At 38.7% G+C, this 25,066-nt stretch carries 30 protein-coding genes and 1 riboswitch; of the genes, 6 read left to right on the top strand and 24 right to left on the bottom strand.

Going from position 1 to position 25,066, the window contains the following annotated elements; translation table 11 throughout:
• Positions 1-10 precede the first annotated feature (10 nt).
• The 4 genes from sufU to sufC are packed head-to-tail and all read right to left on the bottom strand — an operon-like array spanning position 11 to position 3,783.
• Positions 11-454, bottom strand: coding sequence for a Fe-S cluster assembly sulfur transfer protein SufU (sufU, locus tag HCX62_RS12240; RefSeq protein WP_003722439.1), 444 nt, complete (start codon positions 452-454; stop codon positions 11-13).
• Positions 451-1,677 carry a cysteine desulfurase gene (locus HCX62_RS12235; protein ID WP_185639259.1) on the bottom strand — a complete coding sequence of 409 codons (1,227 nt, stop codon included), beginning with the start codon at positions 1,675-1,677 and terminating at the stop codon, positions 451-453. Before HCX62_RS12235 ends, sufU begins: the two co-directional genes overlap by 4 nt.
• Positions 1,678-2,979: a Fe-S cluster assembly protein SufD gene (gene sufD, locus HCX62_RS12230; RefSeq protein WP_185639258.1), complete on the bottom strand. Its 1,302-nt coding sequence runs from the start codon at positions 2,977-2,979 to the stop codon at positions 1,678-1,680.
• Positions 2,980-2,997: 18 nt separating this feature from the next.
• On the bottom strand, positions 2,998-3,783 hold the full coding sequence (sufC, locus tag HCX62_RS12225; protein WP_185392278.1) for a Fe-S cluster assembly ATPase SufC: 786 nt from the start codon (positions 3,781-3,783) through the stop codon (positions 2,998-3,000).
• 340 nt (positions 3,784-4,123) lie between these two features.
• On the opposite strand from sufC, the gene HCX62_RS12220 reads away from it, so the two are divergent.
• On the top strand, positions 4,124-5,200 hold the full coding sequence (locus tag HCX62_RS12220) for an Lmo2079 family surface lipoprotein (protein ID WP_185639257.1): 1,077 nt from the start codon (positions 4,124-4,126) through the stop codon (positions 5,198-5,200).
• Positions 5,201-5,240: 40 nt separating this feature from the next.
• On the opposite strand, the gene HCX62_RS12215 is transcribed toward HCX62_RS12220, so the two are convergent.
• The 15 genes from HCX62_RS12215 to HCX62_RS12145 form a co-directional block, all read right to left on the bottom strand.
• Complete coding sequence (locus HCX62_RS12215; RefSeq protein ID WP_185639256.1) at positions 5,241-6,071, bottom strand: MetQ/NlpA family ABC transporter substrate-binding protein; 831 nt, start codon at positions 6,069-6,071, stop codon at positions 5,241-5,243.
• Between the two features lie 63 nt (positions 6,072-6,134).
• Complete coding sequence (locus tag HCX62_RS12210) at positions 6,135-6,809, bottom strand: methionine ABC transporter permease (protein ID WP_008948665.1); 675 nt, start codon at positions 6,807-6,809, stop codon at positions 6,135-6,137.
• Positions 6,806-7,828 carry a methionine ABC transporter ATP-binding protein gene (locus tag HCX62_RS12205; RefSeq protein WP_185639255.1) on the bottom strand — a complete coding sequence of 341 codons (1,023 nt, stop codon included), beginning with the start codon at positions 7,826-7,828 and terminating at the stop codon, positions 6,806-6,808. The genes HCX62_RS12210 and HCX62_RS12205 overlap by 4 nt, the downstream gene beginning before the upstream one ends.
• An 89-nt stretch (positions 7,829-7,917) precedes the next feature.
• Positions 7,918-8,036, bottom strand: a riboswitch (SAM riboswitch).
• A 108-nt stretch (positions 8,037-8,144) separates the two neighbouring features.
• Positions 8,145-8,333 carry a hypothetical protein gene (locus HCX62_RS12200; protein WP_185639254.1) on the bottom strand — a complete coding sequence of 63 codons (189 nt, stop codon included), beginning with the start codon at positions 8,331-8,333 and terminating at the stop codon, positions 8,145-8,147.
• Between the two features lie 78 nt (positions 8,334-8,411).
• Complete coding sequence (gene cesK / locus HCX62_RS12195; RefSeq protein WP_185503307.1) at positions 8,412-9,554, bottom strand: histidine kinase CesK; 1,143 nt, start codon at positions 9,552-9,554, stop codon at positions 8,412-8,414.
• Entirely contained in the window at positions 9,544-10,239 is a 696-nt protein-coding gene (gene cesR / locus HCX62_RS12190; RefSeq protein ID WP_185504673.1) for a response regulator CesR, read from the bottom strand. The genes cesK and cesR overlap by 11 nt, the downstream gene beginning before the upstream one ends.
• Positions 10,240-10,312: 73 nt before the next feature.
• The gene (locus tag HCX62_RS12185) at positions 10,313-11,188 is read right to left on the bottom strand and encodes a cation diffusion facilitator family transporter (RefSeq protein WP_185639253.1); all 876 of its coding nucleotides are present in this window, start codon (positions 11,186-11,188) and stop codon (positions 10,313-10,315) included.
• A gap of 192 nt (positions 11,189-11,380) precedes the next feature.
• A complete protein-coding gene (locus HCX62_RS12180; RefSeq protein WP_260490874.1) occupies positions 11,381-11,611 on the bottom strand; it encodes a thioredoxin family protein in 231 nt (76 codons plus the stop codon).
• Between the two features lie 139 nt (positions 11,612-11,750).
• Positions 11,751-12,128: a glycine cleavage system protein GcvH gene (gcvH, locus tag HCX62_RS12175; RefSeq protein WP_185503304.1), complete on the bottom strand. Its 378-nt coding sequence runs from the start codon at positions 12,126-12,128 to the stop codon at positions 11,751-11,753.
• A 39-nt stretch (positions 12,129-12,167) separates the two neighbouring features.
• Positions 12,168-12,521, bottom strand: a complete 354-nt coding sequence (locus HCX62_RS12170; protein WP_008948673.1) for an arsenate reductase family protein — start codon at positions 12,519-12,521, stop codon at positions 12,168-12,170.
• Positions 12,522-12,677: 156 nt separating this feature from the next.
• Positions 12,678-13,853, bottom strand: coding sequence for a rod shape-determining protein RodA (gene rodA, locus HCX62_RS12165; RefSeq protein WP_185639252.1), 1,176 nt, complete (start codon positions 13,851-13,853; stop codon positions 12,678-12,680).
• 75 nt (positions 13,854-13,928) lie between these two features.
• Positions 13,929-15,101, bottom strand: coding sequence for a rod shape-determining protein RodA (rodA, locus tag HCX62_RS12160; RefSeq protein ID WP_185639251.1), 1,173 nt, complete (start codon positions 15,099-15,101; stop codon positions 13,929-13,931).
• 141 nt (positions 15,102-15,242) lie between these two features.
• Positions 15,243-16,034 (bottom strand): ABC transporter ATP-binding protein, encoded by a 792-nt coding sequence (locus HCX62_RS12155; RefSeq protein WP_185639250.1) that lies wholly within the window; start codon positions 16,032-16,034, stop codon positions 15,243-15,245.
• On the bottom strand, positions 16,031-17,041 hold the full coding sequence (locus HCX62_RS12150) for a FecCD family ABC transporter permease (protein WP_003732470.1): 1,011 nt from the start codon (positions 17,039-17,041) through the stop codon (positions 16,031-16,033). The genes HCX62_RS12155 and HCX62_RS12150 overlap by 4 nt, the downstream gene beginning before the upstream one ends.
• On the bottom strand, positions 17,041-18,012 hold the full coding sequence (locus HCX62_RS12145; RefSeq protein WP_185639249.1) for an ABC transporter substrate-binding protein: 972 nt from the start codon (positions 18,010-18,012) through the stop codon (positions 17,041-17,043). The genes HCX62_RS12150 and HCX62_RS12145 overlap by 1 nt, the downstream gene beginning before the upstream one ends.
• A 155-nt stretch (positions 18,013-18,167) precedes the next feature.
• On the opposite strand from HCX62_RS12145, the gene HCX62_RS12140 reads away from it, so the two are divergent.
• Together HCX62_RS12140 and HCX62_RS12135 are read left to right on the top strand one after the other, a co-directional pair.
• Positions 18,168-18,332 (top strand): hypothetical protein, encoded by a 165-nt coding sequence (locus tag HCX62_RS12140; protein WP_185639248.1) that lies wholly within the window; start codon positions 18,168-18,170, stop codon positions 18,330-18,332.
• A gap of 132 nt (positions 18,333-18,464) precedes the next feature.
• A complete protein-coding gene (locus HCX62_RS12135) occupies positions 18,465-19,223 on the top strand; it encodes an alpha/beta hydrolase (RefSeq protein WP_185639247.1) in 759 nt (252 codons plus the stop codon).
• Positions 19,224-19,261: 38 nt separating this feature from the next.
• On the opposite strand, the gene gad is transcribed toward HCX62_RS12135, so the two are convergent.
• The gene (gene gad, locus HCX62_RS12130; protein ID WP_185639246.1) at positions 19,262-20,665 is read right to left on the bottom strand and encodes a glutamate decarboxylase; all 1,404 of its coding nucleotides are present in this window, start codon (positions 20,663-20,665) and stop codon (positions 19,262-19,264) included.
• 125 nt (positions 20,666-20,790) lie between these two features.
• On the opposite strand from gad, the gene HCX62_RS12125 reads away from it, so the two are divergent.
• Complete coding sequence (locus HCX62_RS12125; protein ID WP_185639245.1) at positions 20,791-21,099, top strand: SdpI family protein; 309 nt, start codon at positions 20,791-20,793, stop codon at positions 21,097-21,099.
• 61 nt (positions 21,100-21,160) lie between these two features.
• Here the strand turns inward: HCX62_RS12125 and licT are convergent, their stop codons facing one another.
• Positions 21,161-22,018 (bottom strand): BglG family transcription antiterminator LicT, encoded by an 858-nt coding sequence (gene licT / locus HCX62_RS12120; RefSeq protein ID WP_185392295.1) that lies wholly within the window; start codon positions 22,016-22,018, stop codon positions 21,161-21,163.
• A gap of 267 nt (positions 22,019-22,285) precedes the next feature.
• Here licT and HCX62_RS12115 point away from each other — a divergent pair, with 267 nt between their 5' ends.
• A complete protein-coding gene (locus HCX62_RS12115) occupies positions 22,286-22,696 on the top strand; it encodes a VOC family protein (RefSeq protein ID WP_185639244.1) in 411 nt (136 codons plus the stop codon).
• Between the two features lie 20 nt (positions 22,697-22,716).
• On the opposite strand, the gene HCX62_RS12110 is transcribed toward HCX62_RS12115, so the two are convergent.
• Positions 22,717-23,229, bottom strand: coding sequence for a ClbS/DfsB family four-helix bundle protein (locus tag HCX62_RS12110; protein ID WP_185639243.1), 513 nt, complete (start codon positions 23,227-23,229; stop codon positions 22,717-22,719).
• Between the two features lie 126 nt (positions 23,230-23,355).
• On the opposite strand from HCX62_RS12110, the gene HCX62_RS12105 reads away from it, so the two are divergent.
• Positions 23,356-23,697 carry a YxeA family protein gene (locus HCX62_RS12105; RefSeq protein WP_185560221.1) on the top strand — a complete coding sequence of 114 codons (342 nt, stop codon included), beginning with the start codon at positions 23,356-23,358 and terminating at the stop codon, positions 23,695-23,697.
• Positions 23,698-23,729: 32 nt separating this feature from the next.
• Here HCX62_RS12105 and HCX62_RS12100 read toward each other — a convergent pair whose 3' ends face one another.
• Positions 23,730-24,113 carry a GyrI-like domain-containing protein gene (locus HCX62_RS12100; RefSeq protein WP_185639242.1) on the bottom strand — a complete coding sequence of 128 codons (384 nt, stop codon included), beginning with the start codon at positions 24,111-24,113 and terminating at the stop codon, positions 23,730-23,732.
• Between the two features lie 54 nt (positions 24,114-24,167).
• A complete protein-coding gene (locus HCX62_RS12095) occupies positions 24,168-25,064 on the bottom strand; it encodes a helix-turn-helix transcriptional regulator (protein ID WP_185639241.1) in 897 nt (298 codons plus the stop codon).
• Positions 25,065-25,066: the final 2 nt, after the last annotated feature.

Below are 25,066 nucleotides of genomic sequence, written 5' to 3'. Positions count from 1 at the left end.
TTTTCGCTACTTATTTTGTTCCTTCTTTTTCAAAAATCGCTCTCTCCATTGCTTTCCATGAAAGAGTCGCACATTTGATTCTTGCTGGGAATTTTGCAACTCCAGCAAGCGCTTCAACGTCGCCGTATTCATCAATTGTTTCATGGTCGTGACCTTGCACCATTTCTGAAAATTCGCGGGACATTTTTAGTGCTTCTTTCTCGGTTTTCCCGATAATGCTTTGCGTCATCATCGAAGCAGAGGCCATCGAAATCGAACAGCCGCTACCAGTGAATTTTGCCGCAACGATTTTGTCACCATCCATTTTTAAATGAAGATGAATTTGATCACCGCATGTCGGGTTGTTGAGGTCGATTGTTACATCGCTATCTGGGAGCTCTCCATTATTGCGCGGATTTTTATAGTGATCCATAATGACTTGTCTATAAAGCTGATCTAATTTCCGGCTTGTCATAATCCAAAATACTCCTTTGTTAACTTGAGGCCATCTATAAGCGCATCAATTTCTTCTTTTGTATTATAAATATAAAAGCTTGCGCGAGCTGTGGAAGAAACGTCCAGCCATTTCATCAACGGTTGTGCACAGTGATGACCAGCTCGAATCGCCACCCCATCTTCGTCCAAAATAGTCGCAATATCGTGTGGATGCGCGCCTTCTAAATTAAAAGTCACTAAACCACAACGTTTACTCGCGTCTTTCGGCCCGTAAATGGTAATGCCTTCGATTTTGCTCATTTCTTCAATCGCATAGCTGGCTAATGCTTGTTCATGTGCGTGAATGTTTTCGAGTCCGACTTCTGCCAAGTAATCAATCGCCGCACCTAGCGCAATTGCTCCGCCAATAATCGGTGTTCCGGCTTCAAATTTCCAAGGTAGTTCTTTCCAAGTCGAATCGTATAATTCAACAAAATCAATCATTTCTCCGCCAAATTCGGTAGGTTCCATCGCATCAAGCAATTCACGTTTGCCATACAAAGCGCCAATGCCAGTAGGAGCCATCATTTTATGCCCTGAAAAAGCATAAAAGTCAGCGTCTAAATCTACCACATTCACTTCCATGTGCGGCACAGCTTGCGCGCCGTCAACGAGAATGACTGCTCCAAATTTATGAGCCAGTGCTGCGATTTCCTTCATTGGCGTGATTGTCCCTAGAACATTAGAAACATGTGCTAGCGCAACGATTTTCGTTTTCTCGCCAATCGCTTTTTTCGCTTGATCAACAGAAATCGTTCCATCTTCTTCTAGCTCGATATATTTCAAAACCGCGCCCTTGCGTTTAGCTAGTTGTTGCCACGGAATCAAATTAGAATGATGCTCTAAATAAGAAATAACAATCTCATCGCCAGCTTCAATATTTGCTTCACCGTAACTATCTGCAACTAAATTAATCGCCGAAGTAGTACCTCTAGTGAAAATAATTTCCGCTACTTCGCGAGCATGAATAAACTTGGCTACTTTAGAACGAGCTGATTCATAGGCATCTGTCGCTCTAGCCGCAAGTGTATGCACGCCGCGGTGAACATTAGCATTATCAAACTGATAGTAATGCGTTAATGCTTCGATAACTTGTTTTGGCTTTTGTGAAGTGGCAGCATTATCTAAATAAGCTAGCGGTTTTTCATTTATTTCTTGAGCTAAAATAGGAAAATCCGCCCGAATTTTTTGGATATCAATCATTTAACGCACTTTCCCTTCGATTACTTCACGAAGCATCGTTTTTACGCTTTCGATTGGTAACTGACGAACGACTGGATCTAAGAAGCCGTGAATAACTAATCTTTCTGCTTCTTTTTGAGAAATCCCGCGACTCATCAAATAGAATAATTGTAACGGATCCACGCGTCCAACAGAAGCCGCATGTCCTGCTACTACGTCATTTTCATCGATTAATAAAATTGGGTTCGCATCACCGCGCGCTTCAGGACTAAGCATGAGTACACGTGATTCTTGTTGTGCATCAGATTTAGAAGCGCCATGTTTAATGTGACCAATTCCGTTAAAAATAGTTGTCGCTCTTTCTTTCATAACCCCATGAGATAAAATCGTACCATTAGAAGCTTTACCGTAATGCGTCACGCGTGTTGTCACGTTTTGCGTTTGCTTACCGCGTCCAACAGTCACCGTTTTCACATCAGCAGAAGAGCCGTCTCCCATTAGGTTTGTTACGTTCTCATTAATTGTATCGCCATCGTTCATTAGACCAAGTGCCCATTCAATTTGGCTATCTGTTCCAATGTGTCCGCGACGGTTCACATAAGCAGTAACTTCACTTGCAAGATTATCCACGCCACCAAAAGTAATCCGCGCATTTTTCTCAGCAATTACTTCTTCAACAATGCTAACAATCCCTTTAGGCTCGTTATTAACCGTTACATAGTTTTCCACATAAGTAACCGAGCTATTATCATCCGCTACAAGCAACACATGGTTAACTAGTGGAGATTCTGCTTTATCTTGTACAAAAACAGCTTGAATTGGCGCTTTCACTTCGACATTTTTAGGAACATAAAGGAAGATCCCGCCGTTCACTAAAGCCGCATGAAAAGCAGTCAGTTTGTGTTCGTTCACTTGCACTGCATCTTTCATGAAGTATTTTTTCACAAGTTCAGGATGGTTTTTCACAGCGGAAATAATATCTGTAAAAATAACGCCTTGGTCAACTAGTTCTTGTTGCAACTGAAGTCTCGCAGGTCTTTCATCCATTTGAACGTAAAAATTGGCTTCTTTATTATCTAAATCAACTAAATTCGCTACTTTTTCCGGTAAAGCTTCATTCGTTACACCCTCTTTAAAAGGTACAAACGTCTCAAACTTCGTGAAATTCCAGCGAGTAATTTTTGTTTTATCCACAAAAGGCAAGTCCAGTTCCCCGTAAGCTTTAAAAGCATTGCGACGGATATCTAAAAACCAATCCGGTTCGTTCGCATTACTTGAAAAAGCGTGGATAAAATCATCTTTAATTGTCATATTTTGTGCCATGATTTTAACCTCACTTCCTTATTGTTGGTCTACTGCTTCTTCTTCCTCAAGTTCGATTCCAAGCTCTTGTTTAATCCAGTCGTACCCTTCTGCTTCTAAACGTTTCGCAAGTTCAGGTCCGCCTTCTTTCACTACTTTACCTTGCATCATTACGTGAACAAAGTCTGGTGTGATGTAGTTCAGTAAACGTTGGTAATGGGTAATGATTAAGCAGCCAAATCCTTCGCCGCGCATTTCATTTACACCTTTAGAAACAACTTTAAGCGCATCGATATCAAGACCGGAGTCAATTTCATCTAAAATCGCTAATTTTGGCTCAATCATTAATAATTGCAAGATTTCATTGCGTTTTTTCTCTCCGCCTGAAAATCCTTCATTTAAATAACGTTCTGCCATTTCTTCATCCATATCTAAAATTTCCATTTTTGCATCTAATTTACGGATAAATTGCATAACTGGAATTTCGTCGCCTTCTTCACGACGGCTGTTGATTGCTGCACGAATGAATTCAGCATTTGTAACACCGCTAATTTCACTTGGATATTGCATCGCTAAGAAAAGACCTGCACGAGCGCGTTCGTCTACTTCCATTTCGAGTACATCTTCCCCGTCAAGTGTGATTGTTCCTTGTGTTACTTCATATTTTGGATGCCCCATAATAGCTGAGGACAACGTAGATTTACCTGTTCCATTTGGTCCCATGATAGCATGGATTTCGCCAGTTGAAATTTCAAGGTTAACACCCTTCAAAATTTCTTTTCCTTCTATTTCAACGTGTAAATCTTGAATCTTTAAAGTTGCCATAAAAAAAGTCCTCCCTAGTGTAAAATTTGCATAATCCTAGTTTAGTATAATTCTAATCTGATTACAACTATAAAAACCAGTATTCTTCGCATTCTCCCCTTCATTCTACTATTAATAAGCGTTTTTTTCCAGTTTTCTAGCATTATCATTATTTCTATTTTATTTGAGAATCGACAACCTAAACGATATAACGCACTATACCAATAAAAGACAGGGCTTTTTCACCATAAAAAAGGGATTGTATATCTCATTTATATATGGTATTGTTGTAACGTAACAAAATTGCAACATAATAACTTTTTTGTAACAAACGATTAATTATTGAAGGAGAATTTAAAATATGAAGAAAGCAATAATGGCTGCGACCATCTTTGTATTGCTTTTAGCCACTTTATCTGGGTGTAGCTCCCCTAAGTCCGACTTCACTGCTGCCTTGCAAAAAACAGCTGAAAATCGACAATATACAACGAACGTAACTTTCCAAGTGAACGACCTTTCTGAGGGTTATGTAGAACAACTTGGACCTGAAATTGACTTAAACCAACTTAAAAAATCAAACATTCAATATAAAATTTCCGTTGATAGCGATTCCGCCTCTTCGTATAGTGCATACACCGTCCACTGGAAAGGCGAACAGCCACTTGACTTAACTGTACACGCATTACAAAACAGTGACGACGGAAAAGCATATATTCCTGTATCGGATATCTATGACGATTCTGACAGCATCTCGAATATACTACCAGAATCAGCAGCGAAAATTTTCAATCAAGTACTTGAACAAAACAAAGATTTAAAACCAAAATACCTAAATTTATTCGAAACGATCCAAAACTTTTCCAATCAAACCATTGATACTGAGACCGTCGACCGCCAAGCAAAAGAATTGAAGAAGATTGAAGAAGATGCCGGCATTGCGATTTACAGTTATCTAAATGACCTAGACGATCAGCATTTCACCTCCAAAGATAACGGTGATGTTGTTCTAAAATTATCTAAAAATGAAATCAGCGACTTAATCAATGCCGTTTTCACAGAGCTTAATGATAACGGAAATATTGTCGCACTTATTTCAGAAATTAATGGCAGCACGCAAAAAGCAGCACAGAAAAAATGGAATGCCACACAAAAAAGCGTCCAAACAGCTTTGAAAGAACTAACAGATAACGAAGCACAAACATTGGATTTCAATTTAACATTAACGCCTGACAGCAAAAAAGGCTTTAGTAAAGCGACTATTACTACTAAATTTGAAGATACTAAAACAAAAGACTTAATGAACTTCACAACAACGGTTGATATGCTCAATTACGAAAAAGTTCCTCCAATGCCAGAAAGTAAAGACATTGTTTCCAAAAAAGAACTGGATAAAGCCATTTCTGATGGACTAAAATTATATTTAAGCACCAACCAATAAAAAAAACCATTTACCAACTCGGTAAATGGTTTTTTCTATTTTATTTATCAACTGGAACAACTGCGCCGTCCCATTCTTTCGTAATATAATCTTGAATTTCTTTAGAGTGTAATACTTTTACTAGCTCTTTAATGTTTTTATCATCTTTTTTCTTCTCAGTAGTTACAACGATATTCGCGTATGGAGAGTCTTTGCTTTCGATTGCAATAGCATCTTTAGAAGGGTTTAAGCCTTGGTCTACAACAAAGTTTGAGTTAATTGCTACAACATCGCCTTCTTCGTTATTGTAAGCAGTCATCAAGTAAGCTGGGTCAAAATCGTATTTGAATTTCAGGTTTTTCGGATTGTCTTTAATATCATCAAATGTTGCATCTTGTGGTTTCACGCCATCTTTCAACGTTAAAAGACCATTGTCTACAAAAATACCGATAACACGCGGCCAGTCAGATTTCGAGTTAGAAAGCAATACTTGCGCGCCGTCTTTTAGATCTTTAATGTTTTTTACTTTTTTAGAATAAAGACCCATTGGTTCGATGTGAATTGCGCCAACATCAGCAAATTTGTAACCTTTTTCTTTTTCTTCTAGTTCAAGATATGGTTTATGTTGGAAGTAGTTAGCATCTAAATCGCCTTCGTCTAGGGCTTTATTAGGCATAACGTAATCTGTATATTTAACAATTTTCAAGTCAATTCCTTTTTCTTTCAAAATCGGTTTGGCTTGTTCTAAAATTTGGGCATGTGGTGTATTCGAAGCTCCCACTACCAATTTGTTATCGTCTTTGCTAGATGAAGCTTTATCTGAGGAACCACCGCAAGCTGTAAGTACTAAAACTAAACTTAATGTGAAAATTAAACCAAGAACCTTTTTCATGAAATTCTCTCCTTTTTTGCGGGGATTCCGCGTTTTTTATATAAATTTCTTCATATACATTAGTTAGCGTTTGTCGGTTCGTTTTGTTAGGAAGTCGCCGATAAACTGGAAAATAAAGACGATAATTAAGATAATAATGGTCGCAAGTACGGTTACATCAGGTTGGCCACGTTGAAAGCCTTCTAGATACGCCGCATTTCCGAGACCACCTGCACCAATGACACCTGCCATCGCTGTGAAACCAACGAGCGAAATTGCTGTCACTGTAATACCAGAAATAATCGCTGGCAAAGCTTCTGGGATAAGCACTTTACCGATAATGGTAAACATGTTTGCGCCCATCGATTTTGCTGCCTCGATAACCCCTTTATCTACTTCACGAAAGGCAATTTCTACCATCCGACCATAGAACGGAGCAGCCGAGATAATCAAAGCTGGTAGTGCTGCTTTTGGCCCGATTACCGTGCCGACAAGCGATTTTGTCATCGGTAAAAGTAGTACGATTAAAATAATAAATGGTATGGAACGGAACACGTTGACTAAGATTGCTGTTACCCAGTAAAGAATGCGCGCCCCAGCATGTTTTTTATTATTTGTTAAAAATAGCAGTAAACCTAAAACAATCCCTAGTAAGAAAACTGCAAACAATGAAGTTAGCGTCATATAAAGCGTTTCTTGGGTTGCGACCCACATCATTTGAAAATCAACATTTGGAAATAATTCTTGTAATTTGCTCATCGTTCTAACACTTCCGTTTCTACTTTAAGTTGACGTAGCTGTGTTAGACTCGCATTTATCGCATCATCTGTACCTAAAACTTGTACATAAAGCGTTCCGTATGCGCCGTTTTGCGTTTGAGTTAAGTTGCCGTGAAGGACATTTAGCAACACATCATTTTCTTTTGCTACTTGGGATATGACTGGTTGGGTGGCATTTTCGCTCATAAAGAGTAGTTTGACGATTTTGCCTTCGGAGTAATTATCTAGGAGTAAGTGAATGAGTTCTTCGGTTTCATCTGAGTCAGTAACTTGGCGAACGAAGCGCTGCGTTACTTTTTCTTGGGGGTGGCGGAAAACATCTAATACGTCGCCAAGTTCGACAACTTTTCCGTTTTCCATTACTGCGACGCGATTACAAATTTTTCGGATAACATGCATTTCATGGGTGATAACGATGATTGTTAAGTTGAGGCGTTTATTGATATCTAGGAGGAGTTCTAACACTTCATCGGTTGTTTGTGGATCGAGTGCGGACGTTGCTTCATCACAAAGCAACACTTTTGGGTTATTGGCAAGTGCTCTTGCAATGCCGACCCGTTGTTTTTGCCCACCGCTTAGTTCTGCTGGATAGGCGTTTTCTTTACCTTCCAAGCCAACCAGACGGATGAGTTCATTTACACGGAAACGTCTTTTTTCACCGCGTACACCTGCGATTTCTAGTGGAAAAGCAATATTTTCTGCAACGGTTCGTGACCATAATAAATTAAAATGTTGGAAAATCATCCCGATTTGTTGACGAGCTTTTCTTAGCTTTCCGCCGCGAATTTGGCTAATCAGTAAATTGTCGACTTCGACCGTTCCTTCTGTCGGTAGTTCTAGACCATTAAACATCCGAATAAGCGTACTTTTTCCCGCTCCGGAATAACCAACTACACCAAAAATCTCGCCTTGTTCAATTTCTAAATCGACATGGTCGACTGCGAGAACTTTGTTGTTTCTAGACGCATATTCTTTTACAACGTTCTGTAACGTAATCATCTCTATCACCTTTTCTACATTCTGATATACAAAAAAGCCTCTCTGCTGATGAGCAGAAAGGCAGCATTTTTTCAAATGGACTAGCTTCCTTCTCATCTTTCAGAACAATTGGTTGTTCTGCATGACTTAGCACCTTAAACACATAATGAATTACTGTTTAGGTTGCTGGGTTTCATAGGGCATTTCCCTCCACCACTCTGGATAAGATTTCTACATATTATTAAATCACTTCATTTGTGACTATAGTGACGTTTCTTGTTTTTTCATATTACCTTGTCTCGCAAACTTTGTCAATAACTTTTTTACTTATACTGATTTATTTGTAAGTTATTTCACTAACTATACAACTATCTCCCAATTCATCTTCACTAGCCATTTGAGAGGCTATTTTGATTTGCGCTCTATTTTGATATTTTAGTTCGTTATTATTCACTTGAACTATGTACATAAATACAGCAATCACCGTGATGCAAGCAACAACAATTAAAACAATATGTTTTTTCATTTTCCTCTCCTCCGTGATTTATATTCTACCGAAAGAACATAAATCACGAGGAAAGAAACATTTAAGAATTGTTAAAGATTAAATCAGTGGCAATTTGACGATAAAACTGGTTTTGCGGTGTTTACTTTCTGCAGTAACAATCCCGCCATGTTTTTCGACGATAGACTTAGCAATCGCAAGCCCTAAGCCCGTGCCGGTTGTCGTCCGGTTTTTATCTACTTTATAAAAACGTTCGAACAAGTATGGTAAATCAACATTCGGGATTTCTTCGCCGTAGTTCGTCACGCGAATAACCGCCATATTATCTTCTTTTTTGGCACTTACATCGATTTGTTTATTGCCTTCTCCGTATCTAAGGGCATTCGAAAATAAATTCTCAAATAAGCGCATGATTTGGTTGCCATCGCCGCCGATAATTAATTTGTTGGCATCAAAATGTTCGACAATCTGCATATTCCGTTCTGCTGCTCGACCATCATATTCCGCCACTAACTGTCTGAGAAGTTCAACAATATCCAACTCATCTTTCTTCAATCGGTATTCCACGCTATCAAGCCGCGTATAAGAAAATAAATCATCAATCAATTTATGCAAATGGCGCGCTTTTCCGTAAACAAGTTCTGTATAATAACGCAGCTCAATTTCATCACGATAACGATCTTCATGAATATAACTTAAATAGCCTAAAATGGACGTCAGTGGTGTCCGCAAATCGTGCGAAACATTCGTAATCAAGTCATTTCTGGCTTGCTGGGCTTGCTCTTCTTGCTGCATTAATTTTTTCTGCCGTTCCCGCATATTTTCAATGTTACGTTCAAGTTCTTGAATTTCTGGCACAAAACTTTCTGTGTCAACCGGTTTTCCATCATTTAGCGCAAAATTAATCGTCCGTAGTTGCTTTTTCAATATTCTATGACGCATCAAACGATAGAAAAAGGAAAAGAATAAACAGGCGATTAAAAAGATAATCAAAAATTTCAGCGATAACATCCAAAAAGATTGCATAATGCGCGTATATTTATTCGTTCCAAATAATTGCACGATTGCTTGTGATACTTCCCGTAAAAAAAGTGAATCATCCCGGATGGAAATGCTCCATAAGTAGATAGTTTGGATAGTAAGCAAAGCCAAAACCCAAGAAATAACTGCAAAAAAAGTCGCCTGCCAAATATTCATCACATGGCTAATTTTCGTAAACAACATTTCCAGTTTAGATTTCAATTTTGTACCCTACTCCCCAAATGGTCTTAATCACATTTTCGCCGCCCATCGCCTCTCGCAATTTATCGCGCAAATTACTGATATGAACCATGACCGTTTTACTTGCTCCAAGTGCTTTTTCTTGCCAAATTTTCTCAAAAATATATTCGGAACTAAAGACGCGACCAGGTTCACTTGCTAGTAAAAATAAAATATCAAATTCCGAAGTCGTCAAATGCAGTTCTTTTCCACTAACGGTTACTACATGTAGGCCTCGATCAACCACAATAGGTCCGATAATGACTTTGTCTTGGCTAACTGGCTCCACTTGGCTCATTTGCTGCATTCTTCTTAGAATCGCTTTTACACGTACAGAAAGCTCTAGGGGGTTGAACGGTTTGACCATGTAATCATCCGCTCCTGTTAAAAGCCCCATAATTTTATCGTTGTCTTCTGCTTTGGCACTTAGCATTAAAATGGGTGTTAAAATCCCATTATCTCTCATTAATCGGCATACTTCTAAGCCGTTCATTTCCGGCATCATTATATCTAATATCACTAAAGTTGGCTGTTTTTCTTGCACTAAACGCCATACTTCCGCACCATCGTACGCTTGATAAATCGTATATCCTTCATTTTGCAAATATAATTTCACTAAATCAACAATTTCTTTATCATCATCCGCAATTAAAATAGAAGTTGTCATACTCATTGTCCTTTCCATTCTTATTTCTACTATTGTAACACTTTAGCAACAAATCGAATAGAAAGAGCCTGTGTCAAATTCTAGTAAATACGCGCTTTTCTTCTGGTTCTAAGTGGATAAGAACCTCCGCTTTCGCATAAAAACCCATAATCTCTGCCTCAATTTCATCACAAAGCGAATGCGCACTTTCGATTGTCATAGTGGAAGATACGACTAAATGAAAATCAATATATTCCTCTGCTCCAGCCCGTCTTGAACGAAAATCATGAAATTCAATAAATTTAGTTTTATGCGCTAAAATAATCTGCTTAATAGCTTCTTCTTCGTCCGTAGATAAGCGTTTATCCATTAATGGCGGGAAAGACTCTTTTAACAGTTTATATGCCTCATACATGATGTAAAACGCCGTTAAAATCGCAATGACTGGATCTAACCAAAGCCAGCCAGTTATGTATACAAGGAATAAACTAAGCGCAATACCAAGCGAGGTGAAAACATCAGTATATAAATGTAGCGCATTGGATTTCATTGCAACTGAATTAGCTTCATCAGCTGCTTTTTTAATCACACGTGACACAATAATATTAATGATAGCACCAAATAGCATCACCATAATACCAAGCGCCGGAAAACGAATTTCGTGTGGATTTACTAGTTTATTAACGGATTCAACAATAATCCAAATACCCGCCACGAAAATCAGTAAAGTTTCAATTGTCCCTGCAATATTTTCTGCTTTCCCATGTCCATATGGATGATCTTCATCGGCCGGTTGATTAGAAATCCGGATGGAGAAGAATGTAATGATTGACGCAAATAAGTCCATGGACGAGTGAATCCCCTCAGAAATCACTGCCACTGAACCCGTAAAAAAGCCGACAATCAATTTAAGTACAACAATAACAAAATTACTACACACAGATAAAATAGTAAGATTAGAATGGTTCATAGAAAAAGCCTCCGATATTTTATGTTTCACTAAAAATCTCTCTTTATAAAACACTTAATTTAACAACTTGAACATCTTACCACAAGCAGCAGAATTGTGTCTATAGCAATGTTTTTAGCTAAATACAGGTCTATATCGGTTGCGAAACTTTTTTGCGTAAGGGCAAATTTTAACACAGAAAAAATTCCTGTATTACTTGCTATACAGGAATTCAAAAATAGCAGTTGCATCGTGCAATTGATAGCTCAAATCTATCGGTTGGCCGTTTTTAAATTTCACCAACGCTGGGACAGAAGTGATTTCTAAGCTTTGGGCAATATCAGGCACATAATTCAAGTCTACTTTTGCGACTTCATGATTAATGCCGTCTGCCTCCAAAACCATGTCCACCAAGCGACTTGCTATCTGGCAGCTACCACACATCGGCGTAAAAAAGAAAACAACAAAGTCCGCGCCATTTTTTTGCGCCGCTCTTAAAGTTTCTTTTTCCCAAATTTCCAGAAAAAACGCCTCCTATCAAAAAAAGCCAGCTTCGGTTATCCCAAGCCGGCTTTCTAAAAAATTAATCTAATACTTTTTCATAATCATCACTTGATAAAAGAGCCGTTACGTCTGCTTCTTCTACTTCTTCAAGTTTTAAAATCCAGCCTGTATCGTATGGATTACTATTAATTAATTCTGGTTCATCTTCTAACGTTTCATTAACAGCAACTACTTTACCAGTTACTGGTGCGTAAAAATCAGATACTGTTTTTACAGATTCAATGCTCCCAATTGAGTCGCCTTTCGCTACAGTATCGCCAACTTCTGGCAATTCAACAAACACGATATCCCCTAATTGATCTTGAGCAAAGTCAGTAATCCCAATAACATAACTACCATCGTCCGCTTTCACCCATTCATGTTCTTCTGTGTACAATAAGTCTTTTGGTAAACTCATTTCAAAACTCCTCCTTTTTCGTGCGATTATCTATATTGACTATTTCCAAGTTGCTTCAAAATCTTCTTCTTTAAAACCAAGCGTCACTTCTTTGCCGTTTGTTGTTAGTGGTCGTTTGATTAGCATACCATCTGAAGCAAGCAATTCATAAGCTTCTTCCGGCGAAAGTGTATCGAGTTTATCTTTCAAGCCAAGTTCGCGATATTTAATCCCACTTGTATTAAAGAAACGACGGATTGGAAGCCCGCTAGCTTCATGCCATTGTTGTAATTCCTTGGCAGTCGGGGTTTCTGTTTTAATGTCTACTTCTTTAAAATCAACATGTTCATTCTCAAGCCATGCTTTTGCTTTCTTGCAGGTGCTACATTTTGGATACCAATAAAAATTAATCATTTTGTCTCTCCCTCCGATTGCATTCTACTACTATCATAGTGCATTTTTTCAGAAAGTACAAATGGCAACACTTAGAAAAAAACAGACTTTTTGAAAGCGCATTCATTATGATTCCAAAAAATACAAAAGCCCATTTCGACTTCTGTATTTCTCATTTTAAGATGCGTGATTTTCTTCTTTCACTTCAAACATCGATTTCTTAAAGTTGAACCTTATCCCGAGAACGAGCCCGACTGCCATCATATTCCCGAGCAGCGCACTACCACCGTAACTAATAAACGGAAGCGGAATACCCGTAATCGGAAGTAAACCGATATTCATACCAACATTTTCCAGCACGTGGAACATTAACATCATAACAACACCCGTACAAATATAAGAATAAAATGGTACAGCGACATCGAGTGCGACACGAATAATTTGGTAAATGAGTAAGAAATAAATTGCCAGTAAAATACTAGCGCCAATAAAGCCATAATCGCCGGCTACAATTGTAAAAATAAAGTCATTGTGATTTTCCGGAATAGCGATTGCGTCATATCCCGCACCGTTTCCCGAAATCTGCCCGGAACCAATTGCCGTCATCGCTCGCAGCACCTGATAGCCCCCGCCTTGAGGGTCATTTTCCGGATTTATCCAAGTCGTAATCCGTTCAAATTGATACGGCTTGAAACCAAGACTCGTTAGCCAATTCTGATGATAAATAACCATCCAAATCAGCGCCGTCCCAATCGCCGCAATCGAACCAAAGAGCGGCACGATAATTTTCCAAGTAATCCCGGAAATAAGAATCATTCCTGACATAATGGCGATAAATACAAGCGCCGTCCCTAAATCGGGTTGCAACATAATTAGAATAAGTGGTATTAAAGTAAATAAGCCGATTTTAGTTAGTAACCAAGCATCCAATTTAAAATTATGAACCTTATACGTCCGGTTATGATCCCAAATCACTTTGGCTAAAACAACAATCAGTATTACTTTTACAACCTCAGATGGCTGAATGTTCCCTAAAAACGGAATAACAATCCAGCTTTTCGCGCCCTTTACTTCTTTCCCAAAGAGCAACACAAATACAAGTAAAAATAGACCTAGTCCGTAAAAGTAATAAGCCCATTTCGTAAGCCGGTCATAATCTAGTTGCATCACGACAATAATCGCAAAGGTCGAAACCACGAACCACATACCTTGCTTTACAACAAAGTTAGCGTCGTATTGATTATTTGTTAATTGTGCACTATAAATGGACACCAAACTGATTATCATAAGTAACATCATCGATAAAACAATCCCGTAATCAATGCGTCCAGCTAGTTTATTTTGTTGATTCATTATTTAATTACTCCTTACTGGTTGGTTTGTATAAGCAAAACTAACTCTTTCTCCCAAACAGTTTAAAAAAGAAAATCACATGAAACGATTTCCTTTTCCTAAGTTAACTTCTGGAGCATTATATCTCGCCGATAACACGAGCCCAAGTGCCATAAACGCGCCAAGAAGTGAGCTTCCCCCATAACTGACAAAAAGTAGTGGAATACCGGTAATTGGAAGAAGACCAATCGTCATCCCGATATTTTCTAAAACGTGAAATAAAATCATCGAGCAAACACCCGTACAAATATACGAGTAAAAAGGAATATTAATATCTAAAGCCACTCGAATTATTTGGTAAATCAGTAAAAAGTATAACATAATAAGCACACAGCCACCAATGAAACCGAAATTTCCACCAATAATAGAGAAAATAAAATCATTATGGTTTTCCGGAATCGCAATCGCCTGGTTACCTATTCCATTCCCTTGCAGTTGCCCCGAACCAATCGCCTGCATCGAACGCAGCAACTGCATCCCATCACCAAGCGGATCCTCTTCCGGTCTTAGCCAAGAAGTGATACGTTTAAATTGGTACGGTTTGAATCCTAATTTTTGTAAGAATGCTTGATTATACATAACTAAATAGATTAAAGTCCCACCAATGAGCGCAATCGAACTAAAAACTGGTAATAAAATTTTCCAAGTAACGCCACTAATAAATACCATACCAACAATAATAGCAATAAAAACTAAAATCGTTCCCAAGTCCGGTTGAAGCGCTACTAGACCTAGCGGAAGAATAGAAACAATACCTATTTTTAAAAGTAATTGCATATCTAAGTTTACGGTATGTAATTTATATTTTTTATTATGGTCCCAAATTACTTTTGCAAGTGCTAAAATTAAAAAACTTTTCATTAATTCCGATGGTTGCAGACTTCCAAGCGATCCTATACTAATCCAACTCTTGGAACCTTTTCGCTCGTCACCAACAATTAATACAAGCACAAGCAGTAAGTTACCAATTCCATAAAGATAGTACGCCGCCCATTGCAGTTTATCATAGTCGAAAAAAAGTACAATAACAACAACTACTCCAGTAGAAATAACAATCCAAATAGACTGTTGCAATAAGAAATTATTTGTATATTGGTCGTTAACAAGTCCAGCAACATAAATCGCCACAAGACCAATAACACAAAGCAACATCATTAAAAATATAATCGAATAATCTACTCGAACTGCCTTTTTTCTATTTCTAGCCATTGTTTTCCGTCCTTTTATGTTTAAATTTAAATGTAAAAAGGCTGCTATTCTTAAAAAGAGCAACAGCCTTCATCTATTATAATAAAGTTTACCTTGGATAGGAAGCTTTTTCACTAAATTCTAATCTTCTTTCTGTTTTCTTTAATATTCAAATCGGGTCGAAGCAAGTGGATGAATATGCTGTTTGCCATCTTTTTCGGTAATATCAGCTGTAATATGGAAAACATCGTGAAGTAGTTTCGTTGTGAAGACTTCTCTAGGCGTACCATTTTTGACTAATTGTCCATTTTCACATACAAAAACATAATCACTATAAATTGCCGCTTGATTTAAATCATGTAAAACGAGTACGATAGTTAAATTATATTCTTTATTTAAATGAACGAGTAAATCTAACAATTCCAGTTGGTGCGCAATATCTAAGTAGGTGGTAGGTTCATCTAGTAGTAAAATCGGTGTTTTCTGCGCGAGAGCCATTGCTAGCCAGGCGCGTTGACGTTCCCCGCCCGACAATGAATGCAGCGGTCGATACGCTAGTTCTTCTAAATTACACACCTTAATTGCCCACTGAATTACATCCTCATCCTCTTCTTGCAAAGTAGAAAGCCAACTCCGATGTGGCAAGCGACCGTAAGCAACCAAGTCATGCACCATCACATCCACCAATCCTTCTGGCGCCTGCGATAACATCGTCATTTTTTTCGCTAAATCTTTGGAAGGTATCTCAGTAATATTTTTGTCATCCAGTAAAATTTCTCCACTATCCGGTTTCAAAAGGTGCATCATTAAACGAAGCATAGTTGATTTCCCCGAGCCATTTGGGCCGATAAGTGTCGTGATTTTGCCTTCTGGGATAAGCGCATTCACGGCTTTCATTTCAAAATCTCTTTTACGCGAGAAAGAAACATTTTTTAGTTCTAATGCTGGTTTCATGAAGCAACCCTCCCTCTTTGTAGTAGGAATAAGAAGAATGGTGCGCCAATCATTGCTAGTAAAATCCCCACCGGAAGTTCGATCGATCCAAACCAACTTCTCGCCGCTGTATCAGCAAAGCCAACTAATAACGCCCCGCCGAGTGCCGATAATGGCAGTAAATACTTGTAGTCATTGCCGATAATCAAACGGAAAATATGTGGTACAACCAGTCCAACGAAACCAATCAATCCGGCTACGCTGACCGCAACACCACTTAGAAACGCCGCTAACATAATGATGAAAAAGCGATGTCGTTCTACGGAAAAGCCAAGCAATTTCGCCGCATCGTCCCCAAGTAGCAATACATTAGAAGAACGAATCGCAAAACCACTTAAAACAAAACCAACCAACATATACGGCCAAATCATATCCAAATGATACCAACTTTTACCAGAAAGCGTCCCGGTCATCCACGAGATAACACTTTGGACCCGGTTGCTATAAAGCACCATTACGCCAGAAGTCATCGCCCCAATAAAGGCATTAATCGCCACACCGGACAAAATGACACGTAACGGCGAAACACCACGATCCCACGCTAGTAAATAAATCAAAATCGCCGTACCAAATGCTCCTAAAAACGCCCCAATTGGAACAAAAGAAGCTAATGCCGGAAATGCTAGCGTCATTAAAATCGCCACAAATCCACCACCCGCTGAAACTCCAATCACTCCTGGGTCAGCTAACGGATTTCGCATGACTCCTTGTAGCAAACAACCAGCAATCGCCAGCGCTGCCCCGACTAAGAAAGCAATTAACAACCGTGGCAAACGCAAATTCCAAATCAATTGATTCGCTAAATCACTTCCGCCGCCAGTCAAAGTTTGCCAAGCGTCACTATATGTAACTTTCACGGACCCCGTTGTCAGCCCGTAGAAAAAAGCTAAAATAAGTAAAACAATTACTACAATAAAAGTTATCCGTCTACGTTTTCGCCGCGGATCGTGCGCCTTCACAGTTGTCATTAGTTATCCACCTTATTTAATTCATCTGTCATATAATCCAATGCTTGATCAATTTTTATACCGGGATTCGTTCCGAAAAGTTCTGCCGGAAGTACGACAATATGATCATTTTTAACGGCGCTTGTTGAGTTCCAAGCTTGATTTTGTTTCATTTCTTTCTTAAAAGCTGCTTCTGTTTCTTTTTCGTCTCCACCGTGAATCATTAAGAAGATTACTTCCGGATCAGCTGCAACAATTTTTTCTACATTTATCGAAGCATATTGCGGAAAGTTTTCCACACCTTTAAAATCTTTCGCGACATTTTCTCCGCCAGCAATTTCTAACACATTTCCGCTTAACGAAGATGGAAGTGCGGCGTAGTTACTTCCAGGAGCTCCAAGAACAAGAAGCGCGCGTACTTTTTTGCCTTGTTGCTTTTGCTTCACTTCTGCTACCTTTTGATCAATATTTGCTTCTAACTCTTTGGCTTTCGTTTCTTTACCTAAAAGTTCGCCAAGTACGGCTGTTTGTTTTTTGATTTCGTCAATCGAATTTGCTCCAGTTAAAACGACTTTTGGGCCAACGCCTTCCAGCGCGGGAACATCTTTTAAATTTTGCTCAGAACTTGCTACAATCGCATCTGCACCAAGAGCGGCAATTTTTTCTAAGTTTAAATCATGGGTATTTCCGACTTCTGTTGCCTTTTTCGCGCCATCAGGAACACCACTTGCGTCCGTCGTTTGGCGACCAACCACCGTTCCGCCTAGTGCATAGATAATATTCATATCGGCATTCGTCAGCGCAATAATTCGTTCTGGTTTTTTATCAAAAGAAACATCGCGACCAGCCATATCTGTTATTGATAGAGCTGCTTTTGATTTCGTTTCGTTTTTCGTAATTTTATTATTCGTATCCGTTGCAGTATCATTTCCACACGAAGCAAGGAGTAGTGCGGCTGTTATACTTAACGTCAATATAGTTATTTTCTTCATAATTCCCCTCCACAATACCGTCCTTTTCATTTTACTAAATTATAACACGATATTCAAAAAGACGAACCCCTAATTGAGAATTATTTTCATCTATGCCCAAATAGTCGATATTTTCCAGCTGATACTTTATAATTAACTTAAGGAGGCGATGAAAAATGACTGACAATCTTTTTCCTAATCTATCGCATGAAAATTACAAAGAAACTATGCCCCCAGTCACAACAGAACAGTTCAAAGAAGCAGCCATTCTCGAAAAAAATCGCAAGCTCGAAGAAATTTTAAACATCGTTGATAAAAAGAAACCAAGTATTAAAAAATAACGAGGACCTGTTCGCGCAGGTTCTTTATTTTACATCTAATTCCGAGTTAACTCATAAGATAAGTTATATTTATTTTATTTCGTCCAAAAATCATGTATACTAGAAAAAAAGACACGTCAGGGGGCCCCTACATTGGCTATTTTAGAACTAAATTTTAAATCAGAATGTTTAGCTATGCAAACAAGTGTAACGGTGATTTTACCCGAAACAGAAACACTTTATCATGGCTCGATTTCTAAATATAAAACTTTATATATTCTTCACGGCTTATCTAATAACCACACAACTTATGTACGTAATACAAATATCGAACGCTACGCCACGGAAAAAGGACTCGCTGTCATCATGCCCGCCGCAGACCATAGTTTCTATTCTAACATGGTTCACGGTCGCGATTTTTTTGAGTTTGTTAGCACAGAACTTCCACACGTAATGAAAAACTGGCTACCCATTTCCGATAAACGGGAAGACACTTTCATCGCGGGGCATTCAATGGGAGGTTATGGTGCGTTCAAAGTTGCACTTACTTTCCCAGAAAAATTCCAAGCCGCGGCAAGTATGTCCGGTGTCATGGATATTAATTATATCATTAAAGAAGACTGCTTCGAAAATTTCAGCACGCGCGCCATTACCGGCGAAATGACCAGCCAAACTGGCACAGAAAACGATCTATTTCACTTATTAGAAACTAATTTAAACAAGCAAATCAAGCTACCATCCCTCTTCCAAAATTGCGGCACAGAAGATTTCCTTTATGAGGATAATATTCGTTTCCGCGATTTCGCTCTTTCCAATAATGCGCCGCTAGAATACCGCGAAGGACCCGGCGACCATGATTGGGAATTTTGGGATAAGAGCATCAAAGAAATTATTGATTGGCTCCCACTTTAATAGAAAGAAGACTTGGACACGCATCCAAGTCTTCTTTTTTAATGCGTAAATCCGTAAGAATCGTTTCGTCCTTTGTCATGATAAAGCACTCTGGCATGCTCTAAATTATGAAGCGCATCTCTGAAATCAGCGGCAAATTCTTCCGCCACATTATGGCCTAAATCCGCCCGGCAAACAAAACGTTGAATAATGGTATCACTTAAATCAGCCGGTAGTGGATACGCCGGAACTTGCCATCCTTTCATCAAAAGCTGGTCAGCAAGATCGTACAAAGTCCATTCCACATCAAGGTCGTCCTTCATCTTATAACAAACAATCGGCAAATTAGCGCCATCATTTATAATCTCAAAATAGCCACTTTTTTCGACCGTTTTTGTAAGGTAAAGCGCCGTTTTCTTTGTTTTTTCGTGAATTTCTCGGTAGCCTTCAAAACCATAGCGCAGGAAATTATAATATTGACCGATAATCTGGCTCGCACTACGGGAAAAGTTAATTGCCATCGTCGGCATCGAACCACCTAAATAACTCACTTCGAAAATAAGCTCTTTTGGTAAGTATTCTTTATCTTTCCATAAAATCCAGCCAACACCGGGATACACTAAGCCGTATTTATGACCCGAAGTGTTTATCGAAACTACATTTTTAAGTCGGAAATCCCAAGGTAGTTCTGGATTTACAAATGGCGTAAACATCGCGCCACTCGCCCCGTCAATATGAATGACTAACTGATGCTCATTTTTTTCATTATAAATTTCTACTTTTTCATTTAATAGCGCAATATCGTCAAATTTCCCGGTATAAGTAATGCCTAGAATACCAACAATCCCAATCGTATACTCATCGACAAAATCAAATACTTTATCCACATCGAGGCTAAGATGCTCTTTATCCATTGGTACGACACGCATATCAACATCCCAGTACACGCAAAACTTTTCCCAGCAAACTTGATAGCCTGATGAAATAATCAAGTTAGGGCGCTTCGCCTGAATATCTAATCCGCGCTTTTCAGCATTATTACGCCAGCGAAACTTCATTGCCAAGCCGCCAAGCATACACGCTTCCGACGAACCAACAGTTGACGTACCTAAGTAAGACATATCCTTTGGCGCATTCCATAAATCTGCTAAAATATTGACGCAGCGATTTTCCAGTTCTGCTGTTTGCGGATACTCGGATTTATCAATCGCATTTTTCGCAAGCGTTTCGGACATCAGTACTTCTGCCTCTTTTTCCATATACGTCTGACAAAAAGTCGCCAAGTTCTGCCGGGCATTTCCTTCATCCATCAGTTGATCTTTCACAAGTTGATAAGCAATGCGCGGTTCCATTGGTTCCTTTTTCAAGACATATTTCGGGATACTCGTACTTTCTTCCTCAGATCCAAAAAGCGGGATTCGATAACTTTCATGTTTTCGCTTGTCGTTTTCACTATAAAGCATCTTTTTTCCTCCTTTAAAATAACTGATCATCTTCCCTCACCAATACCCTTAAACCAAAAAGGCAAACCGTTCAATTTTTCACAATAATTTGTTATACTACGGTGGTACCTAAAAGGAGGTTCGCTATGCTTGATTTAATTTTCCCACTTTTACTCATTATTCTTGGTATTATGTATCGGGTCAATCCGCCAAAAAACAAAGAAAGTCGCTTTAGTTATCGCACGAAAGCTTCTTTAAAAAACGAAACGACTTGGCAAAAAGCGCATCAATTGCTCGGGAATTACTGGATAATTATCGGTATTTCGCTTCTTGTCTTATCACTCGTACTTGCTTTCATTCCAATGCACGCCTTTGTTCGCAGCTCCATTTTATTAACTACGAGCATTTTCGCCGTGCTATTTTCCGTCATTTTAGTCGAGAAAAAACTACAATAAAAAAAGTACCGCGCTAGGCAGTACTTTTCTGTAATCCATTACATATAAGTCCAAAAAAAATTTAGTCTTCCTTTTTGATTATCGTATTACGTTCTGTGACGCGATAAATATGAATTGTAAGATAGACACGTTCGTCTCTTGTTAATTCTGTATGATGCGTGTTAATTAGATACGCATCAATCTTTTTCGTGCATTTAAAAGCTTCTGGGTACTTGAGTTGCACTTGTTCGTATAAAAAGTCATCGCCGGAATCGACAATTTCTTTTCGGAGTAAACGTTGTGCGAAATACTGTAAATGTGTAATAAAGCGCGTGTAGTTCAGTGAAGTTTCGTCCAAAACCATACCATAATGATAGGTGACGATACTTAAAATATCTTGAACAATTTGGGTCATCGCTACGGTCATGTGCATTTGTTGTCCATCTTGCCTAGCGTTTACAATGTGAAGCGCGATAAAACCGGCTTCATCTTCATCCAAGCGAATGCCAACTTCTTGCTCGATAAAATCTAATGCTTTCATGCCAACTAAATATTCTGCGTGATAAAATCGTTTTATTTCCCATAATAGTGCGTTTTTCAAATTAATGCCTTGATTATACCGTGACACTGCGAAGTTAATATGGTCTGTGAGAGTCAAATAAATATTGTCACTTAGATCTGTTTCCAGTGTTTCTTGCGCATACTGGACAACATCATCCGCAACACGTAAATGTTTCAGTGGTATCTCGCTAAGTAATTCAGAGAGCTTTTCTGAAAGTTCATGTGTTTCCATTACGAATGTTTTTTCAATATTGGCTACCTCCACCTCATCTCCAATCTTCTTTTGAAAAGCAAGACCACGGCCCATCACTACAGACTCCTTGCCACTTTTACCCTCGGCGATTACAACATTGTTATTCAGTATTTTTTTGATAATCATGCATTTTCACCTCTTTCAAAAGAAAAAAACCCAAACTAATTCCAACGCTATTAATACCAAAATAGCACTTGAATTAATTCAGGTTTTGCCCGCATTAGCAGTAACAATCCTATGCTTTTCTCTAACATTATAGTACAAAAAGAAACCGATTACAAGTGGTTTTTTGATATTCAATTTTAGATTACTTTATATCTTCCCTACTTTACCATAACTTATTCATTGACATGTAGTTTTCTGCATGCTATTTTTGGCTGGAGGTGATAAATTATGGTAACACGCTCGAAGCAAATTTTTATTAACTTGCCTGTAAAAGATTTACAAGCAACCATCGCTTTTTTCACGGAACTTGGCTACGAATTCAACCCGCAATTCACAGACGAAAATGCCACTCAAATGCTCATCGGGGAAAATATTTTCGCCATGCTCTTGAAAGAAGATTTCTTCCAGACTTTCCATAAAGAAGGCATCGCTGACACAACAAAAGCACGCGAAGTCCTCATCACAATCACCCAAGATAGCCGCCAAGCCGTCGACACTTTAGTCGATCATGCTCTAAAAATCGGCGCCAAGCAAGCAGGAGAAACGCAAGACTTCGATTTCATGTATAGCCGAAGTTTTCTTGATTTAGACAACCATCTATGGGAAATCGCTTATTTAGACGAATCCGCTTTAAAATAAACATCAAAAGCCACTGGAATTCATTTGATTCCAGTGGCTTTTTTAAATTTCCGTATTTTTTTCATAGCCCAGTCATAATGGCTCGATGTACTCGAAATAAAAATAGCTCCAAGCGAAGTTGTATTCGTCCATTTATAATATTTCTTTGTAAATAATTCCTCGTCCGAATGTCCAGCAATTAAAATCATTTCTTTATTATGGGTTTCATCCAGTAATTTTCTCGCCCGCGCCAAGTCCGTTGTTTGGTACTTCTGCCAGATAACCAAATTCAGTTCCGGCGTCGTTTTCCACGTATAACCTTCTGCCGGCATAAATGGCTTCTCGCCGCTCATACCAATCCGATACCAATAAAGCGCCATATTATGCCATTCATGCAAATGCACTAAGACATCGCGAATATTCTTATCCCGGTCCTCAAAAGGAAACTCGAGTCGCTGGGCTTCTTTTGGAATAGAATCAATTAAATCATTCAATTGTTGATATTTTTCCACACTTTGTTGAAGCAATTCCGCTTTATTCTTTGGTCTCGCCATCAAAACATGACCCCTTTCTAACAAATATGTAAGTTTAAATACGCATTTCGTCGCCTTACACGAGGGATTAACACGCCATTTCCCTTTACAATGAATATAACAAACACTCAGCAAAGGATGATGGACATGAAAAAAATCGTTATAATTATTATGAGCTTATTAATACTTGCTGGAATCGGATTCGGCGCATATTATTTTAAAAATGCCAACCGCCTAGGAGCAGATGTTTCCTATGTAAAAATTACCAAAGACGGTGAAATGGGCAAAAAAGTAAGCTTCAACTATTCCTATACACTTCCGGCATATGATGAAACTGGCAAAGAAACAGAAGTTACCCTTTCTGCAGACAAAAACTTACGCAAAGGTGCTTATTTAAAACTTTACATTAAAGAAGACAAAGGCGTAACTTCATTTGAAGAAGTCCCAGAAAAAGAAGTTCCCGCTAAAGCAGCAGAAAAACTGAAATAAGACCGAAATCTCCTCTTTGTAAGGGGATTTTTTTATATCGAAATATATACTTCTATCTTTCCATTAGTATGATACCACTCAAAATCCGTTCTATACGCGCGCTTTAATTCAATATCCCGCGCCCAAATCTCCTGCCAAGCTTCCTCGACACCTTTATGATTGGCGTTATCCACAGAAAAAACCAAATACTCTCCTGCTTCAATTACTGCACTTTTCGCTTCATCCCAGTCCTCTGTCCCGACCAATAAATCGTAGTCACCCTTATAATCACTTGCATAATTACTATACACCGCAAAAATATCTCCAGCAGGCTTATCTACCATCACTTCACCCCAAAGCTCTGCAATCGGGCTAAAATTTTCATTATTTGCACGTATCTTTTTCCCAAAAATTTCTTTATTTTCTTCTAAAATCATTATTTGCCGCCTCCTTTAAAATCATTATAGCGAACAAAACCTGACAACTATCTGTCAACAATTCAAATTAAAATAAAGTTTTTCTACCTCGGCTTTATATTCTTTTTGAAGCGACACCGGTTCTAAAATTTTCACAGCACTTCCAAACATCAATAAAAACGGAATAATCTGCCGCTCCAAATCATAGAGAAAAGTCACGCGCACATAATCTTCTCCAGCTTCCATTTCTTCCCACAAAAAGTAATCCAACAATTTCCCAAGCTGATTTTTCGGAAATTCCAAGATAATCTTTTCCATTTCCCCAGACCCACAATGTGTTTCTGCTATTTCCATAATCGCTTTATCGATTTCTCTCAAGGTGGTTATCCGCGTTAATTTAAAATGGCGTATCGCTGCTCTTTTGTGGCAATAAGCTTCTAAATACCAACTGCCATCCATTAAATTTAACTTCTGGGGTGAAATTTCGCGCTCTGTTTCTGCCCCATCCATGGCGATATAACTAATTTCTAGTTGTTTATTAGTTGTAAAAGCTTTTTGGATGTAGGCGATTTTCCGTTTCACTTCTGCTTCGATTTGGCGGCGATGTTGCGTCGCGGAATCAAAGAAAATATGGTTACTTGCCGGTTTTTCTGTTTGCAACAAGGTGATTTTTTCTCGCAACGTTTCTTGGCTATCATTTAACATAAATTCCGACCGAGCCTCTAACGCTTCCAACAAAATCTGTTTTTCCGCCTCCGAAAAAGTAAATGTCGCTAATTTATACGTATCAAGCATCGTGAATCCACCATTTTTCCCTGGTAAAGAAACGACCGGAAATCCCGCATATAAAAGCGTCTCCATATCACGGTAAATCGTCCGCGTGCTTACTTCAAATTTCTCAGCCAGCTCACTTGCCAGCACCTTCCGCTCCAAAATCATGACTAATATCGCTAAAATCCGTTCTAGTTTCATCC

Origin of the sequence: Listeria swaminathanii (assembly GCF_014229645.1) — a bacterium.
Classification (GTDB): domain Bacteria; phylum Bacillota; class Bacilli; order Lactobacillales; family Listeriaceae; genus Listeria; species Listeria swaminathanii.
Note: the sequence above shows the minus strand (reverse complement) of the source record. Positions and strands in the feature narration are given on the sequence as shown.